Raw genomic sequence first — 23,143 nt, 5'->3', positions numbered from 1 at the left:
GTGCGAGGGGGTCAACGAGCTTCCTGTCCTTGGGCGGCGGTTCGGCGGACGACCGTGACGGTGAGGAGCAGTGCCAGCGCGGCGGTGACGCTGAGCATCCACAGCCCGATGGCGTAGGAGTCGGTGCGGCCGTAGACGTAGCCCATGATCAGTGGCGGCACGAAACCGCCCAGACCTCCCGCTGCGCCGACGAGTCCGGTCACGCCCCCGACCCGAGAGGGCTCAGTGACCTTGGCGATGAGGGCGAACGTGGCGCCGCTTCCGGAGCCGAGCGCGGCGGCCATCGCGAGGAACGCGACGGTGCCGATGCCGTGCAATGGTGGTGTGCCGGCGGAGATGGCGGCGCCCACGACGACGACGCCGAACCCCGTGGCCAGCACAGGGATCGAACCCACCTTGTCGGCGAGCCAGCCGCCGACGGGGCGCAGGATGACCGCGATGAGCACGAAGCCGGCCATCCGGTTGGCCGCGCTTTCCGGGGTGAGGTGGTGGGCGGTCTTGAGGTATGCCGGGAGGTAGACCGAGAAGGCGACGTACCCACCGAAGGCCACCGCGTAGAGAAGGCACGCCTGCCACGTGATCGGGAGCCGGGCGTTGGCAGAGATCCGCGAGGCCAGTGAGGTGGTGGGCACCACTCGGTCGGGTGCGTCCCGAAGGATCAGCCAGGCGGCGAGGGAGTAGCCGGCCAGCACCACCGCGGTGATGAGGAAGGGTGCCTTTGCGCCCAGGTGGTCGGTGAGCTTGACGGTGGTCAGTGCGCTGATCGCGGTACCGCCCATGCCGGCGCCGAAGATGCCGACCGCGAGACCGCGCTTCTCTGGCGGGAACCACGCGTTCACGAACGGGACGCCCACGGCGAAGGCGGTGCCGGCGATGCCGAGGAAGAAGCCGCCCAGGATGAGCAGGGCGTAGGAGTCGAGGGCGAAGAAGGCGATGAAGAGGGTCGGGATGATGGTCACGCCTGAGACGATCGGGAACATGACCCGTCCGCCGTACCGGTCGGTCAGCCCGCCCACGATGATGCGGCCGAGGGAGCCCACCACGACGGGGACAGCGACGAGGAGGGCGACGTCGGACTCGGTCAGGGTGCCGAGGGACCCGGTGGCCCGGAACAGTGGTCCGAGTGGGCTGATCAGGGCCCAGGCCCAAAAGTTCACCGCGAAGCCGAGGGTGGCCATCGCCAGCATCAGCCAGGGCGATCTGGTTGCCGCTCGGGGCTGATGGTCCGAGGTCAACGGGGTGGTGGTCATCGGGGTGGTCACAGTCGTGCTCTGACGACGGAGCTGTTGACGACGGGCGTTGCGGTGGCCTGTTCGGCCATGGCTGGTCTCCTTCTCGGCCCACCGGCGGTGGTGGGGCGGCGCGGAAACAAGCACAGTGGCTTCGGTGCATGTGTATCAGGGCCAAAGGTCCTGCTCGTCGGAGATGCCCGGTCGGCTCTTCGAGCCTGTCGGGACGCTGCTCCCGGGTGGTGCCACACGGTGTCTCCTCTGCCAAGCGGTGCAGCAGCTGAAGTCACCGGGTCCAGGGCGACGACGAGTTGGACCTGTCCCGACCATAGCCCTTGCCGAGCCGACTGGCGCCGACTCGTGCGGTGCCGAATCCTTCGGACCGCGGCGATGCGGTCGCGCGGCCTTCATCACCGGCTCGAACGACCCGGTCGAACACGGCGAGGTGGTCGCGGACCATGCGGTCGGATGAGAAGCGCGTGATCGCCTCTTGGTGGCACTCCTGCCGGTCGAGCTGCGAGACGTTCGCCACCGCGGAGACTGCGGCCTCGACGTCGGTGACGAGGTACCCGGTCCGGCCGTCTCGGAGTAGTTCGGGCATCGAGCCGAGGGGTGTGGCGATGACTGGTGTGCCCGTGGCCAGCGACTCAACCACGGAGAGGCCAAAGGGCTCCGCGAAGTCGATGAGGTGCAGCAGGGCGAGTGCGCCGCCCAGAAGGGCGTCACGCTGGCTGGGCCCTACCGGGCCGATGTAGGTCACCGCCATCCCGTCCACGTGCGGCGCGACGGCCTCGGCGAAGTAGTCCTCGTCCTGGACGATTCCCGCGATGACCAGTGGCAGCCCTGCGCGGCGAGCCACCTCGATGGACAGGTGGGTGCCCTTGTCGGGGTGGATGCGGCCGAGGAACAGCAGGTAGCTGCCCGGTTCGGGGACGAAGGTGAACGCCGTCATGTCGATGCCGTGGTGGATCGTGGCGGCGTAGTGCAGGTCGGGGTGCCGGTCGGCGTCGCTGATGGCTACGTAGTGGGCGACGTCGTCGTACTCCCGGTAGACGGGGAGGATGCGGGGCGAGGAGAACCCGTGGATCGTCGTCACGACGGGGGTACGCACCAGGCGGCTGTAGGTCAGCGGCATGAAGTCGAAGTGGTTTGCGATGACGTCGAACTCGTCGGCCCGCTCGAACACGGCTGCGTTGTGCAGCCCTTCCCAGGCCTTGGCATCGAGGCCGGGGGACTCCTCGTAGCCGTGCGGTGCCGTGGCGTGCAGTCGAGCGGAGGTCGTCGAGTCTGCCGTCGCAAACAGGGTGACGTCGTGACCCTGCTCGACGAACCCCTCGGTGAGGGTCGAGGCGATCTGTTCCCACGGTCCGTAGCCGACAGGGGGCAGGCTGTGGGCGATCGAGGCGATGACGCCGATCCTCATGGAGCTCCGTCCGTCGGTGCGCGGCACGTGCCGACGTGGTCGCGGCTACGGCGAGGCTGCGGGCGGTACGGGGCGTCGTCATCACCCTAGTCGTCGTGGAGCGCCCCACCCCGCCCACGAGGGTCCCGAGGGATGATTGTCCCGGGGGCGGGAGCCCGCAGGGTGCTACCGTCGAAGTCTCGCCGTCTCGTCAGGAAACGAGACGCATCGCGACAAAGATGTCTCGACTGGCCTGCGTGTGACCACGCCGCGTAGGCCCCAGCGCACCGTGCGTGCAGGTCGCCGCCCCTGTGGGTGGCTGTGCTCCACGTCGGCTGTCGACGCGGGGCGACCAAAGGAAGGCTCGCCATGTCCGTGTCATACGGAGTCCTCAGCACCTACCCCCCGACTCCCTGTGGGCTGGCGACCTTCAGCCGGTCCCTCGCGGAGTCCCTCGCCGGTCAAGGCGGTGGCGATGGCGCCGTCGGAGTCGTGCAGGTCGTGGATGTCCAGGAGCCGGTCCCGCTGCCTGAGGTGGTCCACCAGTGGGTGCGTGGCAGTGCGGGCGGCGCGGAGGCCGCCGCCGCCGTCCTCGACCGCTTCGACGTCGTCGTGGTGCAGCACGAGTACGGCATCTTCGGCGGCCAGGACGGGATCGACGTCCTGGGCGTCACCCGTCAGCTGGTCGCGCCCATGGTCCTGGTCGTCCACACCGTCCTCGTCGCGCCGTCGAACCGGCAGCGCGAGATCGTGCGGGAGCTCGCCGAGCGCAGCGCGGTCGTCGTGACCATGACCCGTACCGCCCGAGACCGGCTGGTCGCGCACTACGGCCTCGACGTTGACCGGATCCGCGTCGTGCCCCATGGAGCGCCCCCGGGCGTGCTGCCGGCCCACGCGCACCTTCCCCGGCCGGCCGACCGCCGCCCCGTCGTCCTCACCTGGGGCCTGCTCGGCGAAGGCAAGGGCATCGAGTGGGGCATCGAGGCGCTCGCCCAGCTACGTGACCTCGCGCCGCTCTACCGCGTCGTCGGCCAGACGCATCCCAAGATCATCGAGCACGAGGGGGAGCGCTACCGCGACGCCCTCGTCGAACGGGCCCGCGTCTTCGGGGTCGGCGACCTCGTCGAGTTCGACGCGCGATACCTCACCGCGGACGCGCTGGGCCTCGCCGTGGCAGCCGCGGATGTCGTGCTGCTCCCCTACGACTCCACGGAGCAGGTGACCTCGGGGGTCCTCGCCGAGGCCGTCGCAGCAGGCAGGCCGGTGGTGTCCACCGCCTTTCCCCACGCCGTAGAACTGCTTGGTCGCGGTGCCGGGTTGCTCGTCGAACGGCAAGACCCGGGCGCCATCGCCCGGGGACTGCGGAGGGTGCTGACCGAGCCGGGGCTCGCTGCCGCGATGTCGGCCCAGGCCGAGCGGATCGCGCCTCAGATGCGTTGGCCTGCAGTCGCCCAGCAGTACGACGCCCTCGCCCGCGAGGTCATCGCCTCATCCGCCCCGGTGAGGGTCTGACATGACGACCTTCACCACGTCGTCACTGGCAACCGACGCCCCCGCCGTGCCCTTGACGCTGGCACCGGTCTCCTTCCGGCACCTCCACCACCTCTCCGACGACGTCGGACTGTTCGAACACGCCGAGCTGACCGTCCCCCGCCGCGAGCACGGCTACTGCCTCGACGACGTCGCTCGCGCCTTCATCGTCACGGTCCGTCAGCCCGACCACACGGTCGAGCTCGCCGCGCTCGCATCGACCTACCTGAACTTCGTGCTCGACGCCCAAGGTGAGAGCGGGAAGTTCCGCAACCGCCGGGCCGTCGACGGATCGTGGTCCGATGAGCCGACGGTCGAGGACTGCTGGGGGCGTGCCCTCTGGGCGCTGGGCACCGGCGTTGCCCGGGCCCCCGAGGTCGTCGACTGGCGGGTTACTCAAGCTTTCAGCGCAGGAGCCGCCCTCCGCTCACCATGGCCGAGGTCCATGGCGTTCGCCGGTCTGGGGGCGGCCGAGGTCCTCACCGTGCGACCACGAGACGACGTGGCCAAGGCGTTGCTGGCAGATGCCGCAACCCTCATCGCGCGCCCCGACCCCCTCTTCGGGATGACGGAAACCATTGTGGCCGGCTGGCACTGGCCGGAGTCACGGCTCAGCTACGCCAACGCGGCCCTCGCCGAGACCCTGGTCGCCGCAGGCTCGCTGCTCGGGGTGTGGAAGTGGCTGACGGAGGGGCTACGGATGTTGAGCTGGCTGCTCGACACCGAAACGGCCGGAGGCCACCTGTCGGTTTCACCGGCCGGCGGGTGGGGCCTCGGCGAAACCCGACCCCAGTTCGACCAGCAGCCGATCGAGGTCGCGGCGCTCGCGGACGCTTGCGCGCGGGCCTTCGACGTCACGGCGGACCCGCGCTGGAGCGCTGCCGTCTCCCGGTGCTCCGCCTGGTTCCAGGGGGCGAATGACTCCCGCACCTCCCTGCACGACCCCATCAGCGGGGGTGGCTGCGACGGCCTCGAACCAGGCGGTCGCAACGAGAACCAGGGCGCCGAGTCGACCATCGCGATGATCTCGACGTTCCAGCAGGCGCAGCGGCTCGGGGTGACCAACGGCCCGGGTTTCCCGCTCGCTTTCGCGTCGTCGTCGGCGGCGTCGTGACCGCGGTGAGCGGCCGGCATACCGAAGTGCGCGTGGCACCTGACGACCACGCCTGGGTGCACCGGGCCGCCCTCGCCCTTCGGCCGGACCCGAGCCGGGTGCTGGGGCGGCTGTTCCTCCCCGGCCAGGAGCTGCTGACCACCGGCAAGTCGCGGGCCGACGCGGTCATTGCCCGGGTTCTGTCGCTCGACGAGGACGAAGCCGCGCGGGTGCTCGCCGACACGGTTGCCGGGTTCGCGCACCGACATCACGACCTGGTCGCGATGTTCCGCGAGCACTTCGACCTCGTTGCCCACCGGATCGACGGTGCCGGCGACCTCTCCACCACCCGGCGGAACCTCCTCGGCGCCTACTTCACCCAGGAGTACGCGCTCGAGGCAGCCGCCCTGTTCAACCCTTCGCTCGTCGCACACCCAGACCAGAGCGGGCTCGCGGACGGGGAGCTGCGGTTCGTCATGAGCCTGCGCGCCGTCGGTGAGGGTCACATCTCGAGCATCGAGTTCCGTACCGGTGTCCTCGGCTCTTCTGGCCTTGGCGCTGCTGACGGTGCTGGCGGCGCTCGCGAGGTGCGTCTCGACGAGCCAGACCCACACCCCGACACAGGCGTCGTGACCCCCGGCACGATGTCGAGCAACCGCAGAGCGGCCCCACTTCCAGCGGCTACGGTCGAAGCGCCACCCGACGCGACGTATCGCCTGCGCTTCGACGCCGAGCGACCCCTTTCCTCACGCGTGGTGTTCCCCACGGTCCCGGTCGAGGCGAACGGCGTCGAGGACGCACGCTTCGTCCGCTTCACCGACGACGGGCGGGTGACCTACCACGCCACATACACCGCCTACGACGGCTCGAACGTCGCGCCACGACTGCTCACGACCGAGGACTTCGTGACCTTCGAGAGCCGGCATCAGGTGGGGCCGTCCGCCCGCGACAAGGGGATGGCCCTCTTCCCGCGGCGGGTGGGCGGAGACTACCTCGCGCTGACCCGCTGGGACCGCGAGACGCTGGGGCTTACGCGGTCGAAGGATGCCGTCACGTGGGCAGCATCGACGACCCTCATCCGTCCCGAGCGGCCATGGGAGCTCGTGCAGCTCGGCCAGTGCGGTTCGCCGATCGAGACAGAGGCCGGCTGGCTGGTGATCACCCACGGCGTCGGACCAATGCGCACCTACGGGCTCGGCGCCATGTTGCTTGACCGCGAGGACCCCTCGCGGGTCCTGGGTTCGCTCGCCAAGCCCATGCTGACCGCCACGGAGCACGAGCGTGACGGATACGTTCCCAACGTCGTCTACTCCTGCGGCGGCCTCGTCCACGACGGACAGCTGGTGCTGCCATACGGCTGCAGCGATGCCGAGGTGCGGTTTGCATTCGTGGACCTCGAGCCCCTGCTCGAGCTTCTGCAGCAAGCGGGGCCGTAGATTCGGACCGTTGGGGGCGCCGCCGCTGTTCTTGATGTCGAGGGATTGTCAGGAGCACGACACGACGGAGGCCCTTCTCGGCCCGGCGGCCTTCACCCCCAGCCATGCCATGAGGACACCGGTTGCCACTGCGATGAGTCGGTCGCCCTCGATGGGGGCGGATCCGCTGCGGTTGTCGTCCATGGTGCGCCCGGAAGTCGGTGGGTACTGAAGGGTCGAAACCCTGCGGTCAATGCGGGGCGAAGACGCGTCCCCCCGCCCGCAGGGAGGGCGGGGGGACGCGCACGCTCACGCTCCCACCGATGCGCCGCGGCGTACATGCCCAGAAGTGGTCATTGTGGGTTGGTCGGCGAGGGCGCATGCTGTCCGGTGGGAAGAGGTATCCACGCCGGAGGGGATCTGGGCGTGGATATCTCGCTGTGGGCAGCTCCCGTCGGACAGTGGCGGAGTTGCTTTGGTGTGCGCTCTTGTTCTCGGGCGAGATACCGCCTCTCGGACGCGGCCCGGTCGAGCCGCGTGATGCCGAAGGGTGAAGAGGTGGATGCTGCCCCGCGCCGTCAGATGGGGCGACGACGCCCGAGCCAGTGAGGGTGCTGTCGGAGGGGTGCCCTCGGCTCAGATGAAGGTGGGTGGGGTGAGTGGGTCCAGTCGGCCCAGGCCTTCGGGCGCGGTCTGCACGACGTCCGTTCAGCTCGGCCAGCCACGAGCTCCTCTGCAGCCACTGCGCCCCAGACCGTTCCGCAAGGAGCCGTCCTGGCCTACCGTCGAGACCAGGAGCCGTCGTTGCGGAGATGCCATGAGGGAAGCCTGGGAGCTTGTCACCGCGGGACCCGAGGATGCGGACCAGTCGGTCCTGCTCATACCGGGCGGAGCCAACGCGGCCCGCTCGTTCGATCTGGTGATGGCCGAGCCGGCGCTGTCCGGCGTTCGCCTGGTCGCCACCACGCTGCCGGGAATGGCCGGCGCCCCGCTGGTCGGGGATGTGTCCATCCCCGGACTGGCCCGCCTGGTCGGTGAACTGGCCAAAGCACAGCGCTGTGACGTGATCGTCGGCTTCTCCCACGGCGCCACGGTCGCGCTGGAGGCGCACCTGTCCGGTCACTTCCGCGGCCCGGTCGTCCTCCTAGGCATCAGCCTGACAACTGAGGACGAGGCCAGGTTCTTCCGCGCCGTCGTCCGGACATCGCAGAAGGTGGGCAGCTGGCCAATGGCCACCATGCTCCGGCTCCTGCCCCTCATGGCCAGATCTGCCAAGACACCCCAGCCACACAAGCGAGAGCTGATCGAGGACCTCAAGCAGAACAAGGCCGGAGACTCGGTCCGGACCAGCCGCGAGTACCTCGACTACATCGCCGCGGACAACGACTACGCCACCAGGCTGGCCGCGTCCGGCATACCGGCGTGGGTGGTTCACGCCGAGAAGGGGGACGGTGGTCTCACCGATGCCGAGCGCGCCACCCTCCAGGCGGCTGCGCACGTGACCCTGGTGACAATCCCTGGTGCGGTGTTCCTCCTCCCGGACGAGGCTCCTCAACAGACCGCTGTAGTGATCGCTGCCGCCCTGGCGCAGGCGACCTGACTCGATCATCGTCGGCCGGCGGGGGTCACGCAGAGGCGCACCCGGGAGGGTGCAGATGCTCGACCGCTGCATGCGGTTCTCGACACAGCGATCCTTGCCACAGTCACGGCCACCACGGCGGCAGTGATGCTCGCCGGCCGCCGCGGGCACCGCCTCCGCCCACGAATCCGGTTCCAGCTCAACAGTGATCGGCCACGTGTACGAGGGCACGAACGCCGCCACCGGGAATGCGGTCGCCGTGTGCGACCGACACGTGGACGGCTCTCTGCACGCAGCCGGGAGCACAGCGACCGGATGACAACAGCAGTCCGCGCGGCCCGCTCAGCGTGCCGCCACCTCGGTGCCCACCCGAGCGCCGCGATGGGTGCGCTGACCCGCGGAGACTGACCTGCCGCTGTCGTGGTCGGGGTTCACGTCGGGCCTACGCCAACACCAACACAGCGGCTGAGACGAGGGTTGCCATCAGGACGGCCCTGTCGAAGTGGGCTTGGCTCAGGCGCCGGGCGGTCCGAAGTCCAACCCAGGTGCCCAGCAACACCGCCGGAGCAAGGACGAGGGATCGCACCAGGGTTGCCCCCGAGAACAGGCCAAGACCGGCGCTGAACGGCACCTTGCACACGTTGATCAAGAGGAAGAACACCGCGTTGGTCCCCAGGAAGCGTCGCTTGTCGACCCCTCTCGCCACCAGGTAGAGGGTCATGACCGCCCCTGCCGCATTCGCCGTCATGGTGGTGAAGCCCGCAGCCAGGCCGGTCGACAGGCTGGCCCACCTGGACGACGCGTGTGTCGCGAACTCTCGTTCCGCGCGATGGATCACCAGCTGCAGCAAGCCGAGGACAAAGAGCATCACTCCGATGCCGTGACGAAGGACGGCGTCGTCCACAGCGCTGAGGAACAGGGACCCGAGCACCAGTCCCGGCAAGACGGCGGGGATCAGTGTCCGCAGGAGCCGCAGGTCGGCAGCATGGCGGTAGTGCCACACGGCCACGCAGTCACCCACGAGCAGCAGCAGGAGCAGGGCTGCAGTCGACTCCCGCGTCGGGAGCGAGAAGGCGAACAACGCGACGGCGATCGTGGCCACGCCACCGATGGACGTCTTGGCGAACCCGACCAACAGGGCTGCCACGACCATGAGCGTCCAGCTCAATGCCACCGCTCACTCCCGCAGAGTCGATTTCGACGCGTGCGGCGCTGCCCCTCCGGCGACGCCCCGAGGTGCGCCGGGACAGGGTGGCGACATGACATCTCTGGAACTTACAGACGCGCGCGATCCGGTGCGCGCGAGTCCGGCCCAGGAGACGCGGACCCGCCATGACTCACGCCGGCCGGCGTCGATGATCAGTGGGCAAATGCAGGTGCCGAAGGCCGTGACGGTCGGACCCCCACGCCGATGACCTGCGCGGAGACGGGTGTCCGACCGCATCAGCAGGGCCCGCATCGCTGCTGTACTTCCGAGCTGTACAAGGAACGACCGCGCACCTCCGGAGCTGCGGGCTCAGGAGGTGCGCGGGGAGGGGTGCGTTCAGCGCAGGAAGGCGTAGCGGCGCACGATCGGCAGCTGCTCCCACTGCTGGCCGAACCCGAGCGCCTTGCCGGCGCCGAGCAACATGAGCGCCACGAGGGTCATGGCGTAGATGAGGTGGTCATCCATGAAGAGGTTGTTCTCGGGGGGCAGGACCGCGGTCCACATCAGGACCAGGAGCAGGGCTCCGGCGAAGGCGGCGAACCGCATGGCCACGCCAGCCATGAGGGCCACACCGATGCCGAGCAGGCCGAGCATGAACAGCCAGTCTGCCCACGCTGCGCCGGCGATGCCGTGGTAGAAGTCGGCGAACGGTCCGGTCGCCGCATTCTTCAGGAAGCCCATGGTCGGGTGTCCGCCGTTGATCCAAGCACCCTTGGTGGGCGTCCCGTGGCCGAGTCCGAAGACCTTGTCCAGGAAGGCCCAGAGGAAGACCCAGCCGAGGCTGAGGCGGATGGCGCCCAGGACGTAGGGCAGGACTTGCGAGCTGACCGTCGTGTCGGCGTTGGCCACCAGCGGTTGGCTCGTGGTGCCGCGCTCCTGATCGGTCTGCGATCGGCTGATGGTGCTCATGGTGGCTCTCCCAACTGGGGCCGCTCGCCGCTGACTGCGGTGTGCTGACAGCCCCACTCTGCGACCATCGGAAGCCGCGCAGCAGGGTCGTAGGTCCCGACATCCGGGTGCCACGGGTCCTTCGTCGGGTGATCGCCTTGGGCGTGGAAGACCAAAGCCGCAGCTGCCGGTGGGCTTCTTCGGCGGGAGCTGTCTGGTTTGGTCAGCGCCGGCTCAGACGCGTTCTCGCACGGGAGGCACAGGCAGGTGCAGGCCGTGGCGTTCGCGGCCCCCGCCGTGGCGCTCGTTGGTGTGGCTGTCCTCAGGGGTCTCCGCGTGGACCACCGCGACCGGGCAGCGCGCTGCGCGCAGGGCCGCCTGCGACACGGACCCCTTGAGCCACCCCGACACCGTGCCGCGTCCGCGGGTGCCGACCACGAGCAGTGCGGCGTTCTCGCTCAGCCGTCCGAGTTCGGCGGCGGGGTGACCCTGGGCGACGTGGCGTCTCACATCGACGTCGGGGTACTGCTCGCCAAACCCGGCCAGGGCTTCGGCGGCAACGGAACGCTCCTGCTCCTCGAGCTGTGCCCCGTCGATCGACCACGTCAAGGAGGCCGAAGCTCCCTCAAAACCGTCGACCAGCCAGGTGTGCACGGCGGTGAGCCCGACACCGCGAGAGGAGGCCTGAGCGAAGGCAAAGGCCAAGGCCGCCTGTGACGTCTCGGACCCGTCTACGCCAACCACCACCCGCGCGTCGGTGATGGTGTGGGAGGCGGCTTCCTGCACGACGATGACAGGAGCGTGGGCATGGGCGCAGACATGAGTTGAGACCGAGCCGAACAGGATGCCTTTGACTGCACCAAGTCCGCGGGCCCCTACGACGACCATCTCGGCGTCGCTGGAGGCCTCGACCAGGATCATGCCGGGAAGTCCGAGGCGGATGATCGTTTGGACTGCCAGACCCGGATGAGCAGTCCGGGCTCGCTCGGCGCAGGCGGCTACCGCCCGCTCGGCGACGTTCTTGAACGTCTCGTCCAGGCCGGTGATCGCCGTACCGCCGGGTGCTCCGGCGCGCATTGCGGGGTAGGGCGGCGGTGAGTAGGCGTGCACGACCACGAGGGGAACTGCGCGTCGCGCGGCTTCAGCGGCGGCCCAATCCAGGGCAAGGTCACTCGTGCCGGACAGATCGACTCCGACGAGGATGGGGCGGGAGATGGGATTCATGGTGCACTCCTGATTCTGGGGGCGTTGACCTTCAACCTGCCCTCGCGGCCGATGCGGGCACAGGGCCATACGTCCCCGTGCCGCGGCGTGTTCGCAGGTGGTGCTGTGTGGATACTGCACACGTTCGGCACCCCAGGGGCCTGCCGATGCTCGTCAGCGACGATCGTGACCGTCCCCGCCAAAGCCTTCCCTGCGGGACCTTCTACTTCCGAGGCGAGTCCACGGTCAACGCATGTTGCCGGTGTGGCCCAGGCTGAACAAGCCGGGCTGCGGCCAGACGCACAGGCCGTGTGGTCCGGAGTCGACGGCGATCGTGTGCAGGAGCCTGCCCGTGCTGGTGTCGAAGACGTAGACCACGGCGTCGTAGCGCCCTGCGAGCCACAGCTGCGACCCGTCGGCCGTCACCCCGCCCATGTCCGGCGACCCGCCCCCGGGAATCCTCCACACGGCCGCGGTCGCGAGCGTGACGGCGTCGAGGACCGTGATCGTGCCCGCGTCGCGGTTGGATACGTAGACCTGCCTGCCGTCGCGCGAAGGGTACAAGCCGTGCGCGCCCAGCCCGGTGTGGATGAACCGCGCGACCTTGAGGGTGCGGGCATCGACCACCCACACGCCGTTGCGCAGCATGTCAGCCACGAGGAAGTGCTGGCCGTCAGGGGCGAGCCGGACGTCCTGGGGCATTGAGCTGGCACCGGGGCGCAACCCGTTCTTGGGGCTGCCCGGCATCGCCATCGCCTCGCCAGGTGACGTGGCTCCGGGCGTCTTCACGGTGTTGAGGTCGATGACCTGCCGGACCCTGGTCGCCGCCTTGTCGATGACGACGAGCTTGCCGCTGAACTCGCAGCTCGCCACGAGGAACGACAAGTCGGCCGAGTAGTCGGCGTGATTGATGCCGGCGCACGGCACCGCGAGCGAGCGTTGGAGCCTCATGGTGTGGGCGTCGCGGACGTCGATGCGGTGCAGCCGTTCTGCCATGACGAGCGCGTGCTTCCCGTCCGGGGTGAAGTACAGGTTGTAGGGGTCCGCGACGTGCACCGGTCGGCCCGCCCTCCCCGTCACCGGACTGACCGGGGTCAGGCTGTTGCCCTGGTCCGCGTTGACCCACAACGTCTTCAGGTCCCACGACGGCACCACGTGTTGCGGCTCCCGCGGCGTGCGGAACCGTCCGACGACCCGGTACGTGCGGGGGTCGATCAGCTGCACCGTGTTGCTCAACGTGTTCGGAACGTAGACCATCGGCCGCGCAGCGAGGGCCGCCGGACCGAGCGCCCCGGCGCCGGCCGCGGCATACACATTGGGTAGAGCTGCGGCAGGGGGCGTCCCGCCGTTGGCATCGGCCGGGGCGGTTGCCCTGGGGGCCGCGCCTGTGGCGCGAGACGACGAGACGGTGGCCCCCACGAGGGATGACGAGGTATGCCGCGTGGCTGGGCGGGAGGCGCAGGCCGCCACCCCTGTGACGATGACCAACGCCAGGGTCAGGGCGCTGCTGATCAGGGTGACGCGGTTGGCCATGGATCGGAGGGCCCGAGGTGGGGGTCCCACCGCAGCCTCGGCTCGCATCATGCGTCACGCAGCAGGGTCGACAGGGTGACGGCGTGAAGGCCCTTGGTGCGCAAGCCGGTCAGGATGGCGGGAAGCGCGTCCACCGTGCCGCGGTGGCCGAAGTGCAGGCTCACGATCGAGCCCGGGCGCACGGACCTGAGCGTGCGGTCCCGAACGGCTGTGGCGCCGGGGTCTCGAAAGTCCTCGGGGTCCACGTCGTAGGAGACGCAGCGGTGGTACCCCGCTGCGGCTGCGGCAGCGCGGATGGTGGCGGTGCTGTGCTGGGTTCCGGACGGGCGGAACCACCAGCCGGCGCTGCCCACCGCTGCCTCCAGGGCCTGGGCTCCGCGCACGGCCTCAGCCACAGCCTGCGCCCGGGTCAGTTGCTTCATCTGCTGGTGGCTCCACGTGTGGTTGCCGAGCTCGTGCCCGGCCGACACGATCTCGGCGCCGAGGTGCGGGTTCTGGTCCAGCCAGGTGCCAACGGCGAACACCGTCACGGCGGCATCGGCACGGGCGCAGGCGCTGAGGATCTCGCGGGCCATCCCGACGGGCCCCTGGCCGTGGAAGGTGAGGGCCACCTGGCGGCCGGTGGTAGGTCCGTGGGTGATGTCAGGTCCGGATGTCATGGCCAGGCGCGGCGGTCCATCGCGGTGAGGAGCCGAACCGGCGGTGTGGGAGGTGTTTCCCGCAGCGCGGGAGGGCGATCCGCTCGACGGCGGCTGCTGGCTCGGGCCCTGCGCGTCCTGGCTCGGCACCCTGGCGGAGGGCGGGCTGGTACCTGGCGCAAGGCTGCAGCCTGCCAGCGCGACGCCCGAGATTCCCGTCAGGCCCGCCGACAGGATGGCACGTCGGGTGAGGACAGGCGCGCGGTCACGCGCCACCTCGAGGTCTGGGCGCGGCTCCACAGACCACGACGCTACGTCTGCGGCCTTAGAGGATCCTGAGGAGTCGCAGAGCTGTGTCCTCACCGAGCGGAGGAGGTCGCAGCGGTGCCCCCACTCGCGCGAGAGGGGGCACCGCTTCGGTCGACGTCGTCGGACTTCCCCTTGAAAGCGGGACGTCGCCGGGATGGCCTAGGACCTGAGCCACGCTGTTGGACCCGGACGGTGGCCATCGACCGTGACCTGCGGGTCCGGGCAGGTGACATTCAATGGTAGGGGCGGCGGGGGCCAATGCAAGCCATGCCCGCCTCAGCTGAGTGGACGTGCAGAGCTCCGAGGGCCCGGCGATCCGGGGACCCGACACGGACCCGACACGGACCCGACACGGACCCGACACGGACCCGGACCGAGACGAGCCCAGGGCGCGACCAGGTGGTCCGGTCGTGCAGTAGGTCGACCTCAGGACCGCTGCAGCCGGTCCAGAGCGTCGCGGAGGGCCTCCACGGCCTCGTCCTGCCGGTCGTCAGGCACCCAACGCAGGACCACCTTCGGAGCCGCGTCGGCCCCGGCCGACTCGAAGGTCAGCGGCCAGCTGGACTGGTGCGGCCAGTCCGCACGCAGTCGTTCCTCCGCCTGGTCCACCGTGAGCGGGCCCGTGAGGGTGACGTGGACGTCGTGCGCCACTCCGGCGGTCGTGCGACGTTGGTTGGTGACGCGCTCGACCTCGGTGACGGTGACTGGCGGCTGTGCATCGCTCATGGCCGCCCCGTACCCACGCCCGCCGATTTCATTCGTCCTTGGCACGCCCACGCGTCGACCTGCGGGCGCTGACGAGGGGCGGAAGCAGGCCTCCCGCCCCTCGACCCAGTTGCCCCCGCCGAGCTACTGGGTGGCGCGCACGTTCTCCACTGAGGACTGGGCCTGGGTCCTGACGTCCTCGGCGGTGGACCTTCCCTCCTGGGCGACGTTGTCCTTGGCCTCCATCGCGGTGTCCTTCACGCTCTGAGCCGCTTGCTTCGCGGGCTCCTTGAGCTCCTGCGCGGTGTCCTGCGCCACGCTCTTGGCCTCTTCGACGACGGGCTGCGCCTTGTCCTTGAGCGCGCTGGCGGCCTGCTTCTCCTTCTCGGAGGCCGGCAGCATCGAGCCGACCAGCCACCCGGCACCGAGGGCGATCAGCCCTGCCGCGAGGGGGTTGCCCTGCGTCTTGCTGCGAGCCTTGTCGGCAGCGGCCCCCGGCGCGTCGGCGACCGTGGACGCGGCGTCGGAACCTGTGGCGCGCAGGTCGTCGGCCGTGCCCATCACCCGGTCCTTGACCGAGGTCGCGACACCAGCCACCTTGTCGGCCTGACGGCGTGCGACGTTGGAGGGGCTGACCGTCTCTGTGAGCGCGTTGACATCGTTGCTCAACCGGCCCCGGGTGTCCTCGATGTCCCGGCGGATCTCATCTGGGGTGTTCGTCATCGCTTGTCCTCGTTCCCTTTGAGCGCGTCGGGGATCTCCCGCGCCGTCTCTGTCGTCTGCGGAATTCCCTTGACCTGCTTGAGCTCACGTCGTCCGGTGGCGGCCAGTACCGCAGCCACGAGTGCCCAGATGGCCGCCACGACCAGGGCCGACCAGGCGCGCCCGGTCGCGTTGCCGAGCCCCCACCACAGGGCGACCGACAGGAAGAGCAGCACGAAGTGACCGGCGACACCGGCGCCACCGAGCATTCCGGCACCCTTGCCGGCCTGAGTGGCCGACTGGCGCAGCTCGGCCTTGGCGAGCTCCGTCTCCTGGCGGATGAGCGTCGACAGGTCGCGGCTGATGTCGGCGAACAGCTCGCCGACATTGCTGAGCGACCGTGTCGGCGTCTCGTCGAGCCGGGGGTCCTGGCTCATCGGGGGAGCCCGCTCGCGTCGGCCCCGCTCCCACTGATCGGCGCGGTCCCGCCGTGAACGCCTCCTGCGTCGCTGGGCGTGTCGCTGACGGGATGGCTGCCGGTGGCGGTGCTGGTCCCGCTGGCAGAGCCGTACGCGGAGTAGCCAGCAGTGCTGTGATCCACCGGCGCAGGGGCGGCGCCCGCACCACCCGTTGGGCCAGCCGTGTCGGATCGGTCCTGGTGGTCCGCGACCAGGCCGCGGCTCAGACGGCCCCCGACCAACCCGACGAGGGCGGCCGTGGCGAGGAATGTGCCGGGACGCTGCCGGGCGAACTGCTTCACCTCCGAGACCAGCGAGCCCGGGTCCCGCTGGTCGAGCCAGCCGGCGACATCGCCGATGCGCTGCGAGGCCTGATGGGCCAGGTCGCTGGCGACGCCCTGCCGGTCCGAACCCTGAGCCATGCTGGACAGCTCCTGGCTGAGCGACCGCAGGCCTTCGGCGACCTTGGTCTGCTGCTGGGCGCTCTGGTCGATCAGCTGGTTGCGGGTCTGCTGCCACAGCTCCTTGGCCTGCTGGCTGGTCTCCTGCGCCACGTTCTTGGCTTCCTCCTTGCCGACCTCGGCCACGTGGCGGGCGCCTTCCTTGGCCTGCTCGCCCGTGGCGCGTGCCTCGTCCTTGGCGACCTCTTTCGTGTCGGTGGAGCCCGGGGTCGCCGTGCCGCCGCCCGTGCCGCCGTCCATGCCGCCGCCCGTGCCGCCATCCCTGCCAGCACCACCAGCGCTCGGGGTGGTGGAACTCGTGCTGATGGGGCTGTCGGTGCCGTGGCTGTCGGTGCCGTAGGTGTCGGTGCCGGCGGCGGGGGAGGTCTCGACCGCGCCGAGCTCGCGTGTGGCGTCGTCGCCCTGCGTGCGGGCTGTTCCGTAGGTCTCGCTCATGTCCATTCCTGTCCTGTCAACGAGTGCTGGACCGGCGGTATGTCCACCGCCGCTACGGGGGGCTTACCCGCGTCTGACCTGCCCAAACGTCGCAATGTGGCTATTTCCGACGGGGTGCCGGGCCGCCCTGGAGGAGCCCGAGCAGAGCGCGGGCGTCGTGGGGTGCGTGTCCGCGGGCGTCGTTGTCGAAGTACACGTGCACATCCAGCCCGGCGTGCGCCCACCGCCGGATGCGACGACCCCACGACTCCAGAGCGTCGCGTGAGTACCCGCTGCGGTAGAGCTCGGTGTCCCCGTGCAGCCGGACGTAGACCAGGTCGGAGGTGACGACCTCGAACTGAGGCCAGGTGCCGGCACTGTCGGAGATCACCATGGCGATGTCGTTGCGCTGCAGCACTTCTCGAGCGCGTGATGAGTGAAAGCTCTCGTGGCGCGGCTCGAGGGCGTGCCGAAGCGGTGCGCGGACGAGGGGTGTCGTGAGGGCGCGGTCCGCCCCCACCTTCTCGTCGTGTCTCGATGCCAGGTCGGCCGCGGCCTCGGTCGTCCGCGGCAACAGGTCGAAGAAGGCTTGCAGGCGCTCTTCGTCGAACGCCAGGCGGGCAGGCAGCTGCCACAGCACGGGGCCGAGCTTGTCGCCCAGGGCGAGCACCCCGGAGGCGAAGAAGTTCGCGAGCGGGGTCTCCACGTCCACCAGGCGGCGCATGTGGGTGATGAAGCGACCGCCCTTGACGGCGAACACGAAGCCGTCCGGCGCCTGCGCTGCCCAGGCGGCATAGCTGCTGGGTCGCTGCAGCGAGTAGAAGGAGCCGTTGACCTCGACCGCCGTCAGCTCCCTGGAGAGGTGGCTGAGCTCGTCACGCTGGCGCAGGCCGGCCGGGTAGAAGTCCCCGCGCCATGACGGGTAACGCCAGCCGGAGGTGCCCACGCGGATCTCGCCCGGTCGAGGACCTGGCTCGCCCAGGTGGGAAGAGGTGACGCGTGGCGTCATACCGCTGGATGCATGTGGTTCTCGGGCGCACTCGCGAGATGCAGGCAAGCCCTGCCCCTAACCACCTGACCGAGACGGCGGCGCCTGGCCGTCGCTCGCACTCGTCGGGTCCGCGGCGCGGCTGCGCGCCTGGTCGACAGTCCACTGCGTGTCACAGACCATGCACCGGAACGCAGGGTGCAGGCGCGAGTCCTTGGAACCAGCCGGCCCTGGCAGCATCACGGTCGTCGCCCTGTCGCTTCCGCACTGCGGGCACACGTGCGTGCCCATCTACCGGCCGCCCGCCGTGCAGGTATGCCGTACGAGCACCCCGACTCTCACCGTGTCACCGTTCGCGGACATACAGTCTCCAACCCTTTCGCGGACCTACTGTCCCAACGCTTCGCGGACCAATTGTCCTCCGTCAACGACTGGTTACCCAAGGACTGGGTACCCAGGACGGACGGCGGACAAACGCACGGCGGTGACTCGAATGGGTCGGGCGGTTTGGCGCGGCCGGCAAGTGGGTACGGCACGTCGCGAGCGCAACACCGAGTTGTGCCGCGTCACCGAGGAGGCAGTCCATGGGCAAGCCCGACAGCGCCGGCACCGCTACGAGTCCCCAAGGCGATCAGGGCTCGGGTGCCCCGGCATCCACCGACGCTCAGGACGGAGGCCCCGGGTCCCACACCGAGGACCAGACCGGTGGCACCGCCAACGACCCCGCGAGCGGGGGCATCCCCGAGGATGCCGAGAGCGAGGACGGCACTCCCGCCAGCTGAGCTCCCACGGCGCGAGGCGAGGCCTGCTGTTGCGCTTGCTCGGGTGCGGTGGTTGTCTGGGGCAAAGACAACCGGTCCAGCAGTGGTGCCTTGTCCCCAACTCGAACTCGAGGGGATGCACCGTGTCAGCACCGCTTGTCCTTACTTCCCATACCGCTTCGTTCGCCGAGCCGGCATCGACCGTTCAGGACCACGAGCGCGCCGAAGCGCTCCTCGCCGAGGTCCAGGACTGTTCGGACCCCGAGCGGCGGGACGAGCTGCGACGCCAAGCCGTCGTCCTCACCCTGGACCTCGCCGACGGGGTCGCACGCCGCTTCAGGGGCCGGGGGATGGACGTCGAGGACCTCGTCCAGGTGGGTCGGGTGGCCCTGCTGAAGGCTGCCCACGCCTACCGGTGCGGCTACGGGAGCAGCTTCGCGGCATACGCCGTCCCCACGATCGCCGGCGAGATCAAACGACACTTCCGCGACAACGCCTGGGCGGTCCGGCCGCCACGGCGGCTGCAAGAGCTGCGCGCCGAGCTCGTCCGCGAAGAGGATCACCTGCGGCACCTGCTGCTCCGCGAGCCGACCGAGGCAGAGCTCGCCCAGAGCCTCGGGCTGCCCAGCTCCGACGTGCGTGATGCCCACGCCTGTTCACGGGCCTATCGCGCCGTGTCCCTCGACCTGCCGCCGGGGGCTGGGGTGCCGGACGTGGTCGACGACGAGCCCGGCGTCGATGACCTCATCGCCGACCGGGACCTGCTCGCGCGGGCGCTCGAGGGCCTGAGTGACCGCGAGCGGCTCATCCTGAGGCTGCGGTTCGTCGAGGAACAGACCCAGTCGCAAATCGGGGTCGTGCTCGGTGTCAGCCAGATGCAGGTCTCCCGGCTCCTTGCCGTCATCCTCGGAAAGCTTCGCAGCGACCTGCTGGCACCTGCTGCATGAACCCAACCCGGTGGACGGCTGCCGCCGGGACAAGCGTGGAGGAGGACAGGCATGAAGATCGGCTACTTCCTGTCGTGTGAGGAGTACGGTCCCCAAGAGCTCGTCGAGCAGGCTGTGCTCGCGGAGAAGTCGGGTTTCACGCGGCTCTGGATCAGCGACCACTACCACCCCTGGAACGACGAGCAGGGACAGAGCCCCTTCGTCTGGTCGGTGATCGGTGCGATCTCGCAGGCCTGCTCCCTGCCGGTCACCACAGCTGTCACGTGCCCCACCGTTCGGGTGCACCCGGCCGTGGTTGCGCAGGCTGCGGCGACCTCGGCCGTGATGCTCGGTGGGCGTTTCGTCCTCGGGGTCGGCTCGGGCGAGGCGCTCAACGAGCACGTGCTCGGGCAACCGTGGCCGCACGCCGAACGGCGGCTGGAGATGTTGGAGGAGGCCGTCGAGGTGATGCGTGCCCTGTGGACCGGTGAGGTGGTCTCGCACGAGGGACGGCACTACACGGTCGACACCGCACGGATCTACACCCTCCCTGAGCAACCCCCGCCGGTCTACGTCTCCGCCTTCGGGCCCAAGGCGTTGGAAGTGGCGGCGCGCATCGGTGACGGGTTCATCACCACCAAGCCGGACGGTGATGCGGTGGCTGAGTTCCGACGGCTCAAGGGCGACGACCAGGCGCCGGCCATGGCCGGATTCAAGGTGGCGTATGCCGCGACGGCCGAGGAGGGGCGCGACCATGCTCATCGGTTGTGGGCCAACTCCGGGCTACCGGGCGAGCTCGCTCAGGTGCTTCCTTCCCCGCAGCACTTCGAACAAGCGGCGACCCTGGTGACGAAGGAGTCGACAGGGGAGTCGGTCGTGTGTGGGAGTGACGCGGGGGAGCACCGCGCAGCGTTCGACCCGTTCGAGAAGGCGGGTTTCGACGAGGTGTACGTGGCGAACATGGGCCCCCTGTGGAGGGAGATGATCGCGTTCTACGGTGAGGAGGTGCTCCCCAAGCTGTCGTGACGGGTTGAGTCGGTGTGGGCAAGAGGAGGACTGATGCAGACATGAGTGACGGCTGGGCACTGGGCATCGCCTGGTGGCTCTTCCTGGCCATGCTGGCCGCCCTGGTGTTCACGATCCTGCGCAGACGCCCGTGATGCGGGCGGCACGGACCCTGCTGGCCCTCGGCTCGGCACTCATCGTGGGCGGTTGCATCGCTCCCGCCCTGGACCGGGGCGCCTTCGAGCAGAACGCCAAGAGCGCCCTGGAGTCGGCGGCGAGTGAGACCTCGACCGCGCAGATCGCAGTGGACGTCCTGCTGTCCGGCAAGGCCACGAACGCCTACGCCGACACCGTGGTGACCGACAGCGAGAACGCCATGGGGGGCATCGAGACGAGCTTCGGTGTCGTCGACCCGCCCACCCCGACCCAGGACGAGCTGCGCGACCAAGTGCTCACCCTGCTCGGCGACGCCGACGACGCCTTGGCCCATGCCCGGATTGCGATCCGTCGCGGCGACGTCTCCTCGCTGACGGACGCCCGCAAGGAGCTTGACGACGTCAGCTCCCACCTGGAGTCAGCCAGGGCAGACCTCAAGTGAACGGGGACGAGTCTTCGTGAAGAAGGTCTTCGCGGTCGCGCTGGGCATCCTGACCGCCATCGGCGGGTTCGTCGACATCGGCGACCTGATCACCAACGCCCTCGTCGGGTCCCGGTTCGGGCTGTCCCTGGTCTGGGTGGTCCTCGTCGGGGTGGTCGGCATCTGCGTCTTCGCGGAGATGAGCGGTCGGGTCGCCGCGGTCAGCGGACGCGGGACGTTCGACCTGATCCGCGAGCGACTCGGTCCGCGGGTCGGGCTGACCAACCTGGTCGCGTCCATGCTGGTCACGTTCCTGACCCTGGCCGCCGAGATAGGCGGGGTCGCGCTGGCCATGGAGCTGGCAACCAGCGTGAACCGGTTCCTGTGGATGCCCGTGGCCGGCGCCGCGGTGTGGTTGGTGCTGTGGCGGGTGAAGTTCGCCGTTCTCGAGAACGCCTTCGGGCTGGCAGGCCTGTCCCTCGTCGTGTTCGCTGTCGCGGTGTGGAAGCTCGGCCCTGACTGGAGCTCGCTGGCCCAGCACGCGTTCAACCCGACGGTGCCGCCGAACGAGTCGCACACGGTGTACTTCTACTACGCAATCGCCTTGTTCGGCGCCGCCATGACCCCCTACGAAGTGTTCTTCTTCAGCTCCGGCGGGGTCGAGGAGAAGTGGACGGCGAAGGACCTGGGCACCATGAGGGCCAACGTGTTCATCGGGTTCCCACTGGGCGGCATCCTGTCGGTGGCGATCGCCGCCTGCACCTCCCTGGTGTTCCTGCCGCACGGCATCAGCGTCGACACCCTGGGACAGACAGGACTGCCAGTGGTCCTCGCCGTCGGAAAGCTCGGACTCGCGTTCCTGCTGCTGGGATTCTTCGCCGCCACCTTCGGCGCTGCGTGCGAGACCGGCCTGTCCGTCGGCTACAGCGTCGCCCAGTACCTGGGTTGGCAGTGGGGCAAGTACGTGGCACCCCTTCGTGCCGCCCGCTTCCACACGGTCCTGCTGCTGTCGTGCATCGGCGGTGTGGCCCTGCTCCTGACCACGGTCGACCCCATCATGCTCACGGAGTACTCAGTGGTCTTCAGTGCCATCGCCCTGCCCCTGACGTACTTTCCGATCCTGGTTGTCGCCAACGACCGCACCTACATGGGCAGCCATGCCAACGGGCGGCTGGCGAACTCCTTGGGCATGGTCTACCTGGTCCTGGTCATCGTGGCCTCGGTGGCCGCCATTCCCCTGATGGTCCTGACAAAGGCGGGGCAATGATGCCAAGGACATCTCGGGCCGACAGCATCGACGTGACCCTCAGGGTGATGGACCACCAGCTCGTCGGCCCCAGCGGTGCGCTCCTGGGAAACGTCGACAACCTCGTCGTGCGTCAGGAGAAGGACGAGCTGTTCATCGTGGGGGTGCTCAGTGGGCCGGGTGGGTTCGGGCCACGCCAGCCGGGGCTGCTCGGGCGGTGGATCGTCGCCGTGTGGAAACGCCTCAACCCGCGCGAGGACCCCAGCCCGCTCATGGTGCCCATGTCCCACCTGCGCAGCATCGGCTCGGCGATCACCGTGAGTGACTATGCAGAGGGCGTCCTTCAGGGCGCCGCAGGGCTCGAGCAATGGCTACGTCGCCACGTCATCTCGGCCATCCCCGGGGCGACAGCCGGCGACGACCGGCTGTCCGGGACGACCGTGGGCCAACCAGTCGACCACGACGAGCTCACGCCACCCAAGGGCTCCCACCTGGTGAGTGACCTGCTCGGAGCAGAGGTCGTCGATGACACCGGTGGGTCCCTGGGTGCGGTTCTGGAGCTTCGCGGGCTGCCCTTCGAGCAGACCGGCCTCGAGGTCGGCCGGCTGCGCGTGACCAGCATCGTGTTCGGGCCGCGGGCTCTCGGTGGCGAGCTGGGCTACACCACCCTGACCGACCAGGGCCCATGGCTGCTCGCACGCTCCTTCGGCTGGTGGCACCGTGACGACCGCGAGGCCACCTGGGATGACGTCGCCCACATCGACTGGGCCGAGCAACGGGTCACGCTCCGGGCAGGCCAGAACTGGCGACATCCACACGCTGCGGAGCCAGGCGGCTAGCAGTGTGTGGACGTCGCGTTCAGGTTCGGGTCAAC

Annotated in this window: 22 protein-coding genes; 10 read left to right on the top strand and 12 right to left on the bottom strand. The window is 69.5% G+C overall.

What is annotated here, in order from left to right; all coding sequences use genetic code 11:
- Window positions 1-11: 11 nt before the first annotated feature.
- Both AC1DXJ_RS03700 and AC1DXJ_RS03695 read right to left on the bottom strand, forming a co-directional pair.
- Window positions 12-1,262, bottom strand: coding sequence for an MFS transporter (locus tag AC1DXJ_RS03700; RefSeq protein WP_477613613.1), 1,251 nt, complete (start codon window positions 1,260-1,262; stop codon window positions 12-14).
- Between the two features lie 253 nt (window positions 1,263-1,515).
- Complete coding sequence (locus tag AC1DXJ_RS03695) at window positions 1,516-2,652, bottom strand: glycosyltransferase family 4 protein (protein WP_477613612.1); 1,137 nt, start codon at window positions 2,650-2,652, stop codon at window positions 1,516-1,518.
- 348 nt (window positions 2,653-3,000) lie between these two features.
- Between AC1DXJ_RS03695 and AC1DXJ_RS03690 the strand changes: the two genes are divergently transcribed.
- The 4 genes from AC1DXJ_RS03690 to AC1DXJ_RS03675 all read left to right on the top strand — a co-directional run bounded on the left by AC1DXJ_RS03690 (window position 3,001) and on the right by AC1DXJ_RS03675 (window position 8,269).
- Window positions 3,001-4,143, top strand: coding sequence for a glycosyltransferase (locus tag AC1DXJ_RS03690; RefSeq protein ID WP_477613611.1), 1,143 nt, complete (start codon window positions 3,001-3,003; stop codon window positions 4,141-4,143).
- 1 nt (window position 4,144) lies between these two features.
- Entirely contained in the window at window positions 4,145-5,275 is a 1,131-nt protein-coding gene (locus tag AC1DXJ_RS03685; RefSeq protein WP_477613610.1) for a glycosyltransferase, read from the top strand.
- Between the two features lie 32 nt (window positions 5,276-5,307).
- Complete coding sequence (locus tag AC1DXJ_RS03680) at window positions 5,308-6,690, top strand: glycoside hydrolase family 130 protein (protein ID WP_477613609.1); 1,383 nt, start codon at window positions 5,308-5,310, stop codon at window positions 6,688-6,690.
- 796 nt (window positions 6,691-7,486) lie between these two features.
- Window positions 7,487-8,269 carry an alpha/beta fold hydrolase gene (locus tag AC1DXJ_RS03675; protein WP_477613608.1) on the top strand — a complete coding sequence of 261 codons (783 nt, stop codon included), beginning with the start codon at window positions 7,487-7,489 and terminating at the stop codon, window positions 8,267-8,269.
- Between the two features lie 421 nt (window positions 8,270-8,690).
- Here the strand turns inward: AC1DXJ_RS03675 and AC1DXJ_RS03670 are convergent, their stop codons facing one another.
- From AC1DXJ_RS03670 to AC1DXJ_RS03625, 10 genes are all read right to left on the bottom strand, one after another.
- A complete protein-coding gene (locus AC1DXJ_RS03670) occupies window positions 8,691-9,422 on the bottom strand; it encodes a sulfite exporter TauE/SafE family protein (protein WP_477636322.1) in 732 nt (243 codons plus the stop codon).
- Between the two features lie 369 nt (window positions 9,423-9,791).
- A complete protein-coding gene (locus tag AC1DXJ_RS03665) occupies window positions 9,792-10,364 on the bottom strand; it encodes a DoxX family protein (protein WP_477613607.1) in 573 nt (190 codons plus the stop codon).
- A gap of 213 nt (window positions 10,365-10,577) precedes the next feature.
- Window positions 10,578-11,567, bottom strand: coding sequence for a universal stress protein (locus tag AC1DXJ_RS03660; RefSeq protein ID WP_477613606.1), 990 nt, complete (start codon window positions 11,565-11,567; stop codon window positions 10,578-10,580).
- Between the two features lie 225 nt (window positions 11,568-11,792).
- Entirely contained in the window at window positions 11,793-13,079 is a 1,287-nt protein-coding gene (locus AC1DXJ_RS03655) for a YVTN family beta-propeller repeat protein (protein WP_477613605.1), read from the bottom strand.
- Between the two features lie 47 nt (window positions 13,080-13,126).
- A complete protein-coding gene (locus AC1DXJ_RS03650; RefSeq protein WP_477613604.1) occupies window positions 13,127-13,738 on the bottom strand; it encodes a polysaccharide deacetylase family protein in 612 nt (203 codons plus the stop codon).
- 714 nt (window positions 13,739-14,452) lie between these two features.
- Window positions 14,453-14,752 carry a hypothetical protein gene (locus AC1DXJ_RS03645; protein WP_477613603.1) on the bottom strand — a complete coding sequence of 100 codons (300 nt, stop codon included), beginning with the start codon at window positions 14,750-14,752 and terminating at the stop codon, window positions 14,453-14,455.
- A gap of 123 nt (window positions 14,753-14,875) precedes the next feature.
- Window positions 14,876-15,454: a DUF3618 domain-containing protein gene (locus tag AC1DXJ_RS03640; RefSeq protein WP_477613602.1), complete on the bottom strand. Its 579-nt coding sequence runs from the start codon at window positions 15,452-15,454 to the stop codon at window positions 14,876-14,878.
- Window positions 15,451-15,870 carry a phage holin family protein gene (locus AC1DXJ_RS03635; protein ID WP_477613601.1) on the bottom strand — a complete coding sequence of 140 codons (420 nt, stop codon included), beginning with the start codon at window positions 15,868-15,870 and terminating at the stop codon, window positions 15,451-15,453. Before AC1DXJ_RS03635 ends, AC1DXJ_RS03640 begins: the two co-directional genes overlap by 4 nt.
- Window positions 15,867-16,787: a hypothetical protein gene (locus AC1DXJ_RS03630; RefSeq protein WP_477636321.1), complete on the bottom strand. Its 921-nt coding sequence runs from the start codon at window positions 16,785-16,787 to the stop codon at window positions 15,867-15,869. The genes AC1DXJ_RS03635 and AC1DXJ_RS03630 overlap by 4 nt, the downstream gene beginning before the upstream one ends.
- 100 nt (window positions 16,788-16,887) lie before the next feature.
- Window positions 16,888-17,775, bottom strand: a complete 888-nt coding sequence (locus tag AC1DXJ_RS03625) for a DUF72 domain-containing protein (protein WP_477613599.1) — start codon at window positions 17,773-17,775, stop codon at window positions 16,888-16,890.
- Between the two features lie 563 nt (window positions 17,776-18,338).
- Between AC1DXJ_RS03625 and AC1DXJ_RS03620 the strand changes: the two genes are divergently transcribed.
- The 6 genes from AC1DXJ_RS03620 (at window position 18,339) to AC1DXJ_RS03595 (ending at window position 23,108) form a co-directional block, all read left to right on the top strand.
- Complete coding sequence (locus tag AC1DXJ_RS03620) at window positions 18,339-18,536, top strand: hypothetical protein (protein WP_477613598.1); 198 nt, start codon at window positions 18,339-18,341, stop codon at window positions 18,534-18,536.
- A gap of 122 nt (window positions 18,537-18,658) precedes the next feature.
- Complete coding sequence (locus AC1DXJ_RS03615; protein ID WP_477613597.1) at window positions 18,659-19,462, top strand: sigma-70 family RNA polymerase sigma factor; 804 nt, start codon at window positions 18,659-18,661, stop codon at window positions 19,460-19,462.
- A 51-nt stretch (window positions 19,463-19,513) separates the two neighbouring features.
- On the top strand, window positions 19,514-20,467 hold the full coding sequence (locus AC1DXJ_RS03610; RefSeq protein ID WP_477636320.1) for a TIGR03557 family F420-dependent LLM class oxidoreductase: 954 nt from the start codon (window positions 19,514-19,516) through the stop codon (window positions 20,465-20,467).
- Between the two features lie 133 nt (window positions 20,468-20,600).
- Window positions 20,601-21,044, top strand: coding sequence for a hypothetical protein (locus tag AC1DXJ_RS03605; protein ID WP_477613595.1), 444 nt, complete (start codon window positions 20,601-20,603; stop codon window positions 21,042-21,044).
- A gap of 16 nt (window positions 21,045-21,060) precedes the next feature.
- Entirely contained in the window at window positions 21,061-22,290 is a 1,230-nt protein-coding gene (locus tag AC1DXJ_RS03600) for an NRAMP family divalent metal transporter (RefSeq protein WP_477613594.1), read from the top strand.
- Window positions 22,290-23,108 (top strand): hypothetical protein, encoded by an 819-nt coding sequence (locus tag AC1DXJ_RS03595; RefSeq protein WP_477613593.1) that lies wholly within the window; start codon window positions 22,290-22,292, stop codon window positions 23,106-23,108. The genes AC1DXJ_RS03600 and AC1DXJ_RS03595 overlap by 1 nt, the downstream gene beginning before the upstream one ends.
- Window positions 23,109-23,143: the final 35 nt, after the last annotated feature.

Source organism: Pedococcus sp. P2_D9, from assembly GCF_056404275.1.
This window is presented reverse-complemented; position numbering and strand designations above follow the sequence as displayed.

What these genes read in the sequence shown, in the direction of transcription:
- AC1DXJ_RS03695 (WP_477613612.1), bottom strand. Translation starts at nt 2,652, where the DNA reads ATGAGGATCGGCGTCATCGCCTCGATCGCCCACAGCCTGCCCCCTGTC.
- AC1DXJ_RS03690 (WP_477613611.1), top strand. Translation starts at nt 3,001, where the DNA reads ATGTCCGTGTCATACGGAGTCCTCAGCACCTACCCCCCGACTCCCTGT.
- AC1DXJ_RS03685 (WP_477613610.1), top strand. Translation starts at nt 4,145, where the DNA reads ATGACGACCTTCACCACGTCGTCACTGGCAACCGACGCCCCCGCCGTG.
- AC1DXJ_RS03675 (WP_477613608.1), top strand. Translation starts at nt 7,487, where the DNA reads ATGAGGGAAGCCTGGGAGCTTGTCACCGCGGGACCCGAGGATGCGGAC.
- AC1DXJ_RS03665 (WP_477613607.1), bottom strand. Translation starts at nt 10,364, where the DNA reads ATGAGCACCATCAGCCGATCGCAGACCGATCAGGAGCGCGGCACCACG.
- AC1DXJ_RS03660 (WP_477613606.1), bottom strand. Translation starts at nt 11,567, where the DNA reads ATGAATCCCATCTCCCGCCCCATCCTCGTCGGAGTCGATCTGTCCGGC.
- AC1DXJ_RS03655 (WP_477613605.1), bottom strand. Translation starts at nt 13,079, where the DNA reads ATGGCCAACCGCGTCACCCTGATCAGCAGCGCCCTGACCCTGGCGTTG.
- AC1DXJ_RS03650 (WP_477613604.1), bottom strand. Translation starts at nt 13,738, where the DNA reads ATGACATCCGGACCTGACATCACCCACGGACCTACCACCGGCCGCCAG.
- AC1DXJ_RS03645 (WP_477613603.1), bottom strand. Translation starts at nt 14,752, where the DNA reads ATGAGCGATGCACAGCCGCCAGTCACCGTCACCGAGGTCGAGCGCGTC.
- AC1DXJ_RS03640 (WP_477613602.1), bottom strand. Translation starts at nt 15,454, where the DNA reads ATGACGAACACCCCAGATGAGATCCGCCGGGACATCGAGGACACCCGG.
- AC1DXJ_RS03635 (WP_477613601.1), bottom strand. Translation starts at nt 15,870, where the DNA reads ATGAGCCAGGACCCCCGGCTCGACGAGACGCCGACACGGTCGCTCAGC.
- AC1DXJ_RS03630 (WP_477636321.1), bottom strand. Translation starts at nt 16,787, where the DNA reads ATGAGCGAGACCTACGGAACAGCCCGCACGCAGGGCGACGACGCCACA.
- AC1DXJ_RS03625 (WP_477613599.1), bottom strand. Translation starts at nt 17,775, where the DNA reads ATGACGCCACGCGTCACCTCTTCCCACCTGGGCGAGCCAGGTCCTCGA.
- AC1DXJ_RS03620 (WP_477613598.1), top strand. Translation starts at nt 18,339, where the DNA reads ATGGGCAAGCCCGACAGCGCCGGCACCGCTACGAGTCCCCAAGGCGAT.
- AC1DXJ_RS03610 (WP_477636320.1), top strand. Translation starts at nt 19,514, where the DNA reads ATGAAGATCGGCTACTTCCTGTCGTGTGAGGAGTACGGTCCCCAAGAG.
- AC1DXJ_RS03605 (WP_477613595.1), top strand. Translation starts at nt 20,601, where the DNA reads ATGCGGGCGGCACGGACCCTGCTGGCCCTCGGCTCGGCACTCATCGTG.
- AC1DXJ_RS03595 (WP_477613593.1), top strand. Translation starts at nt 22,290, where the DNA reads ATGCCAAGGACATCTCGGGCCGACAGCATCGACGTGACCCTCAGGGTG.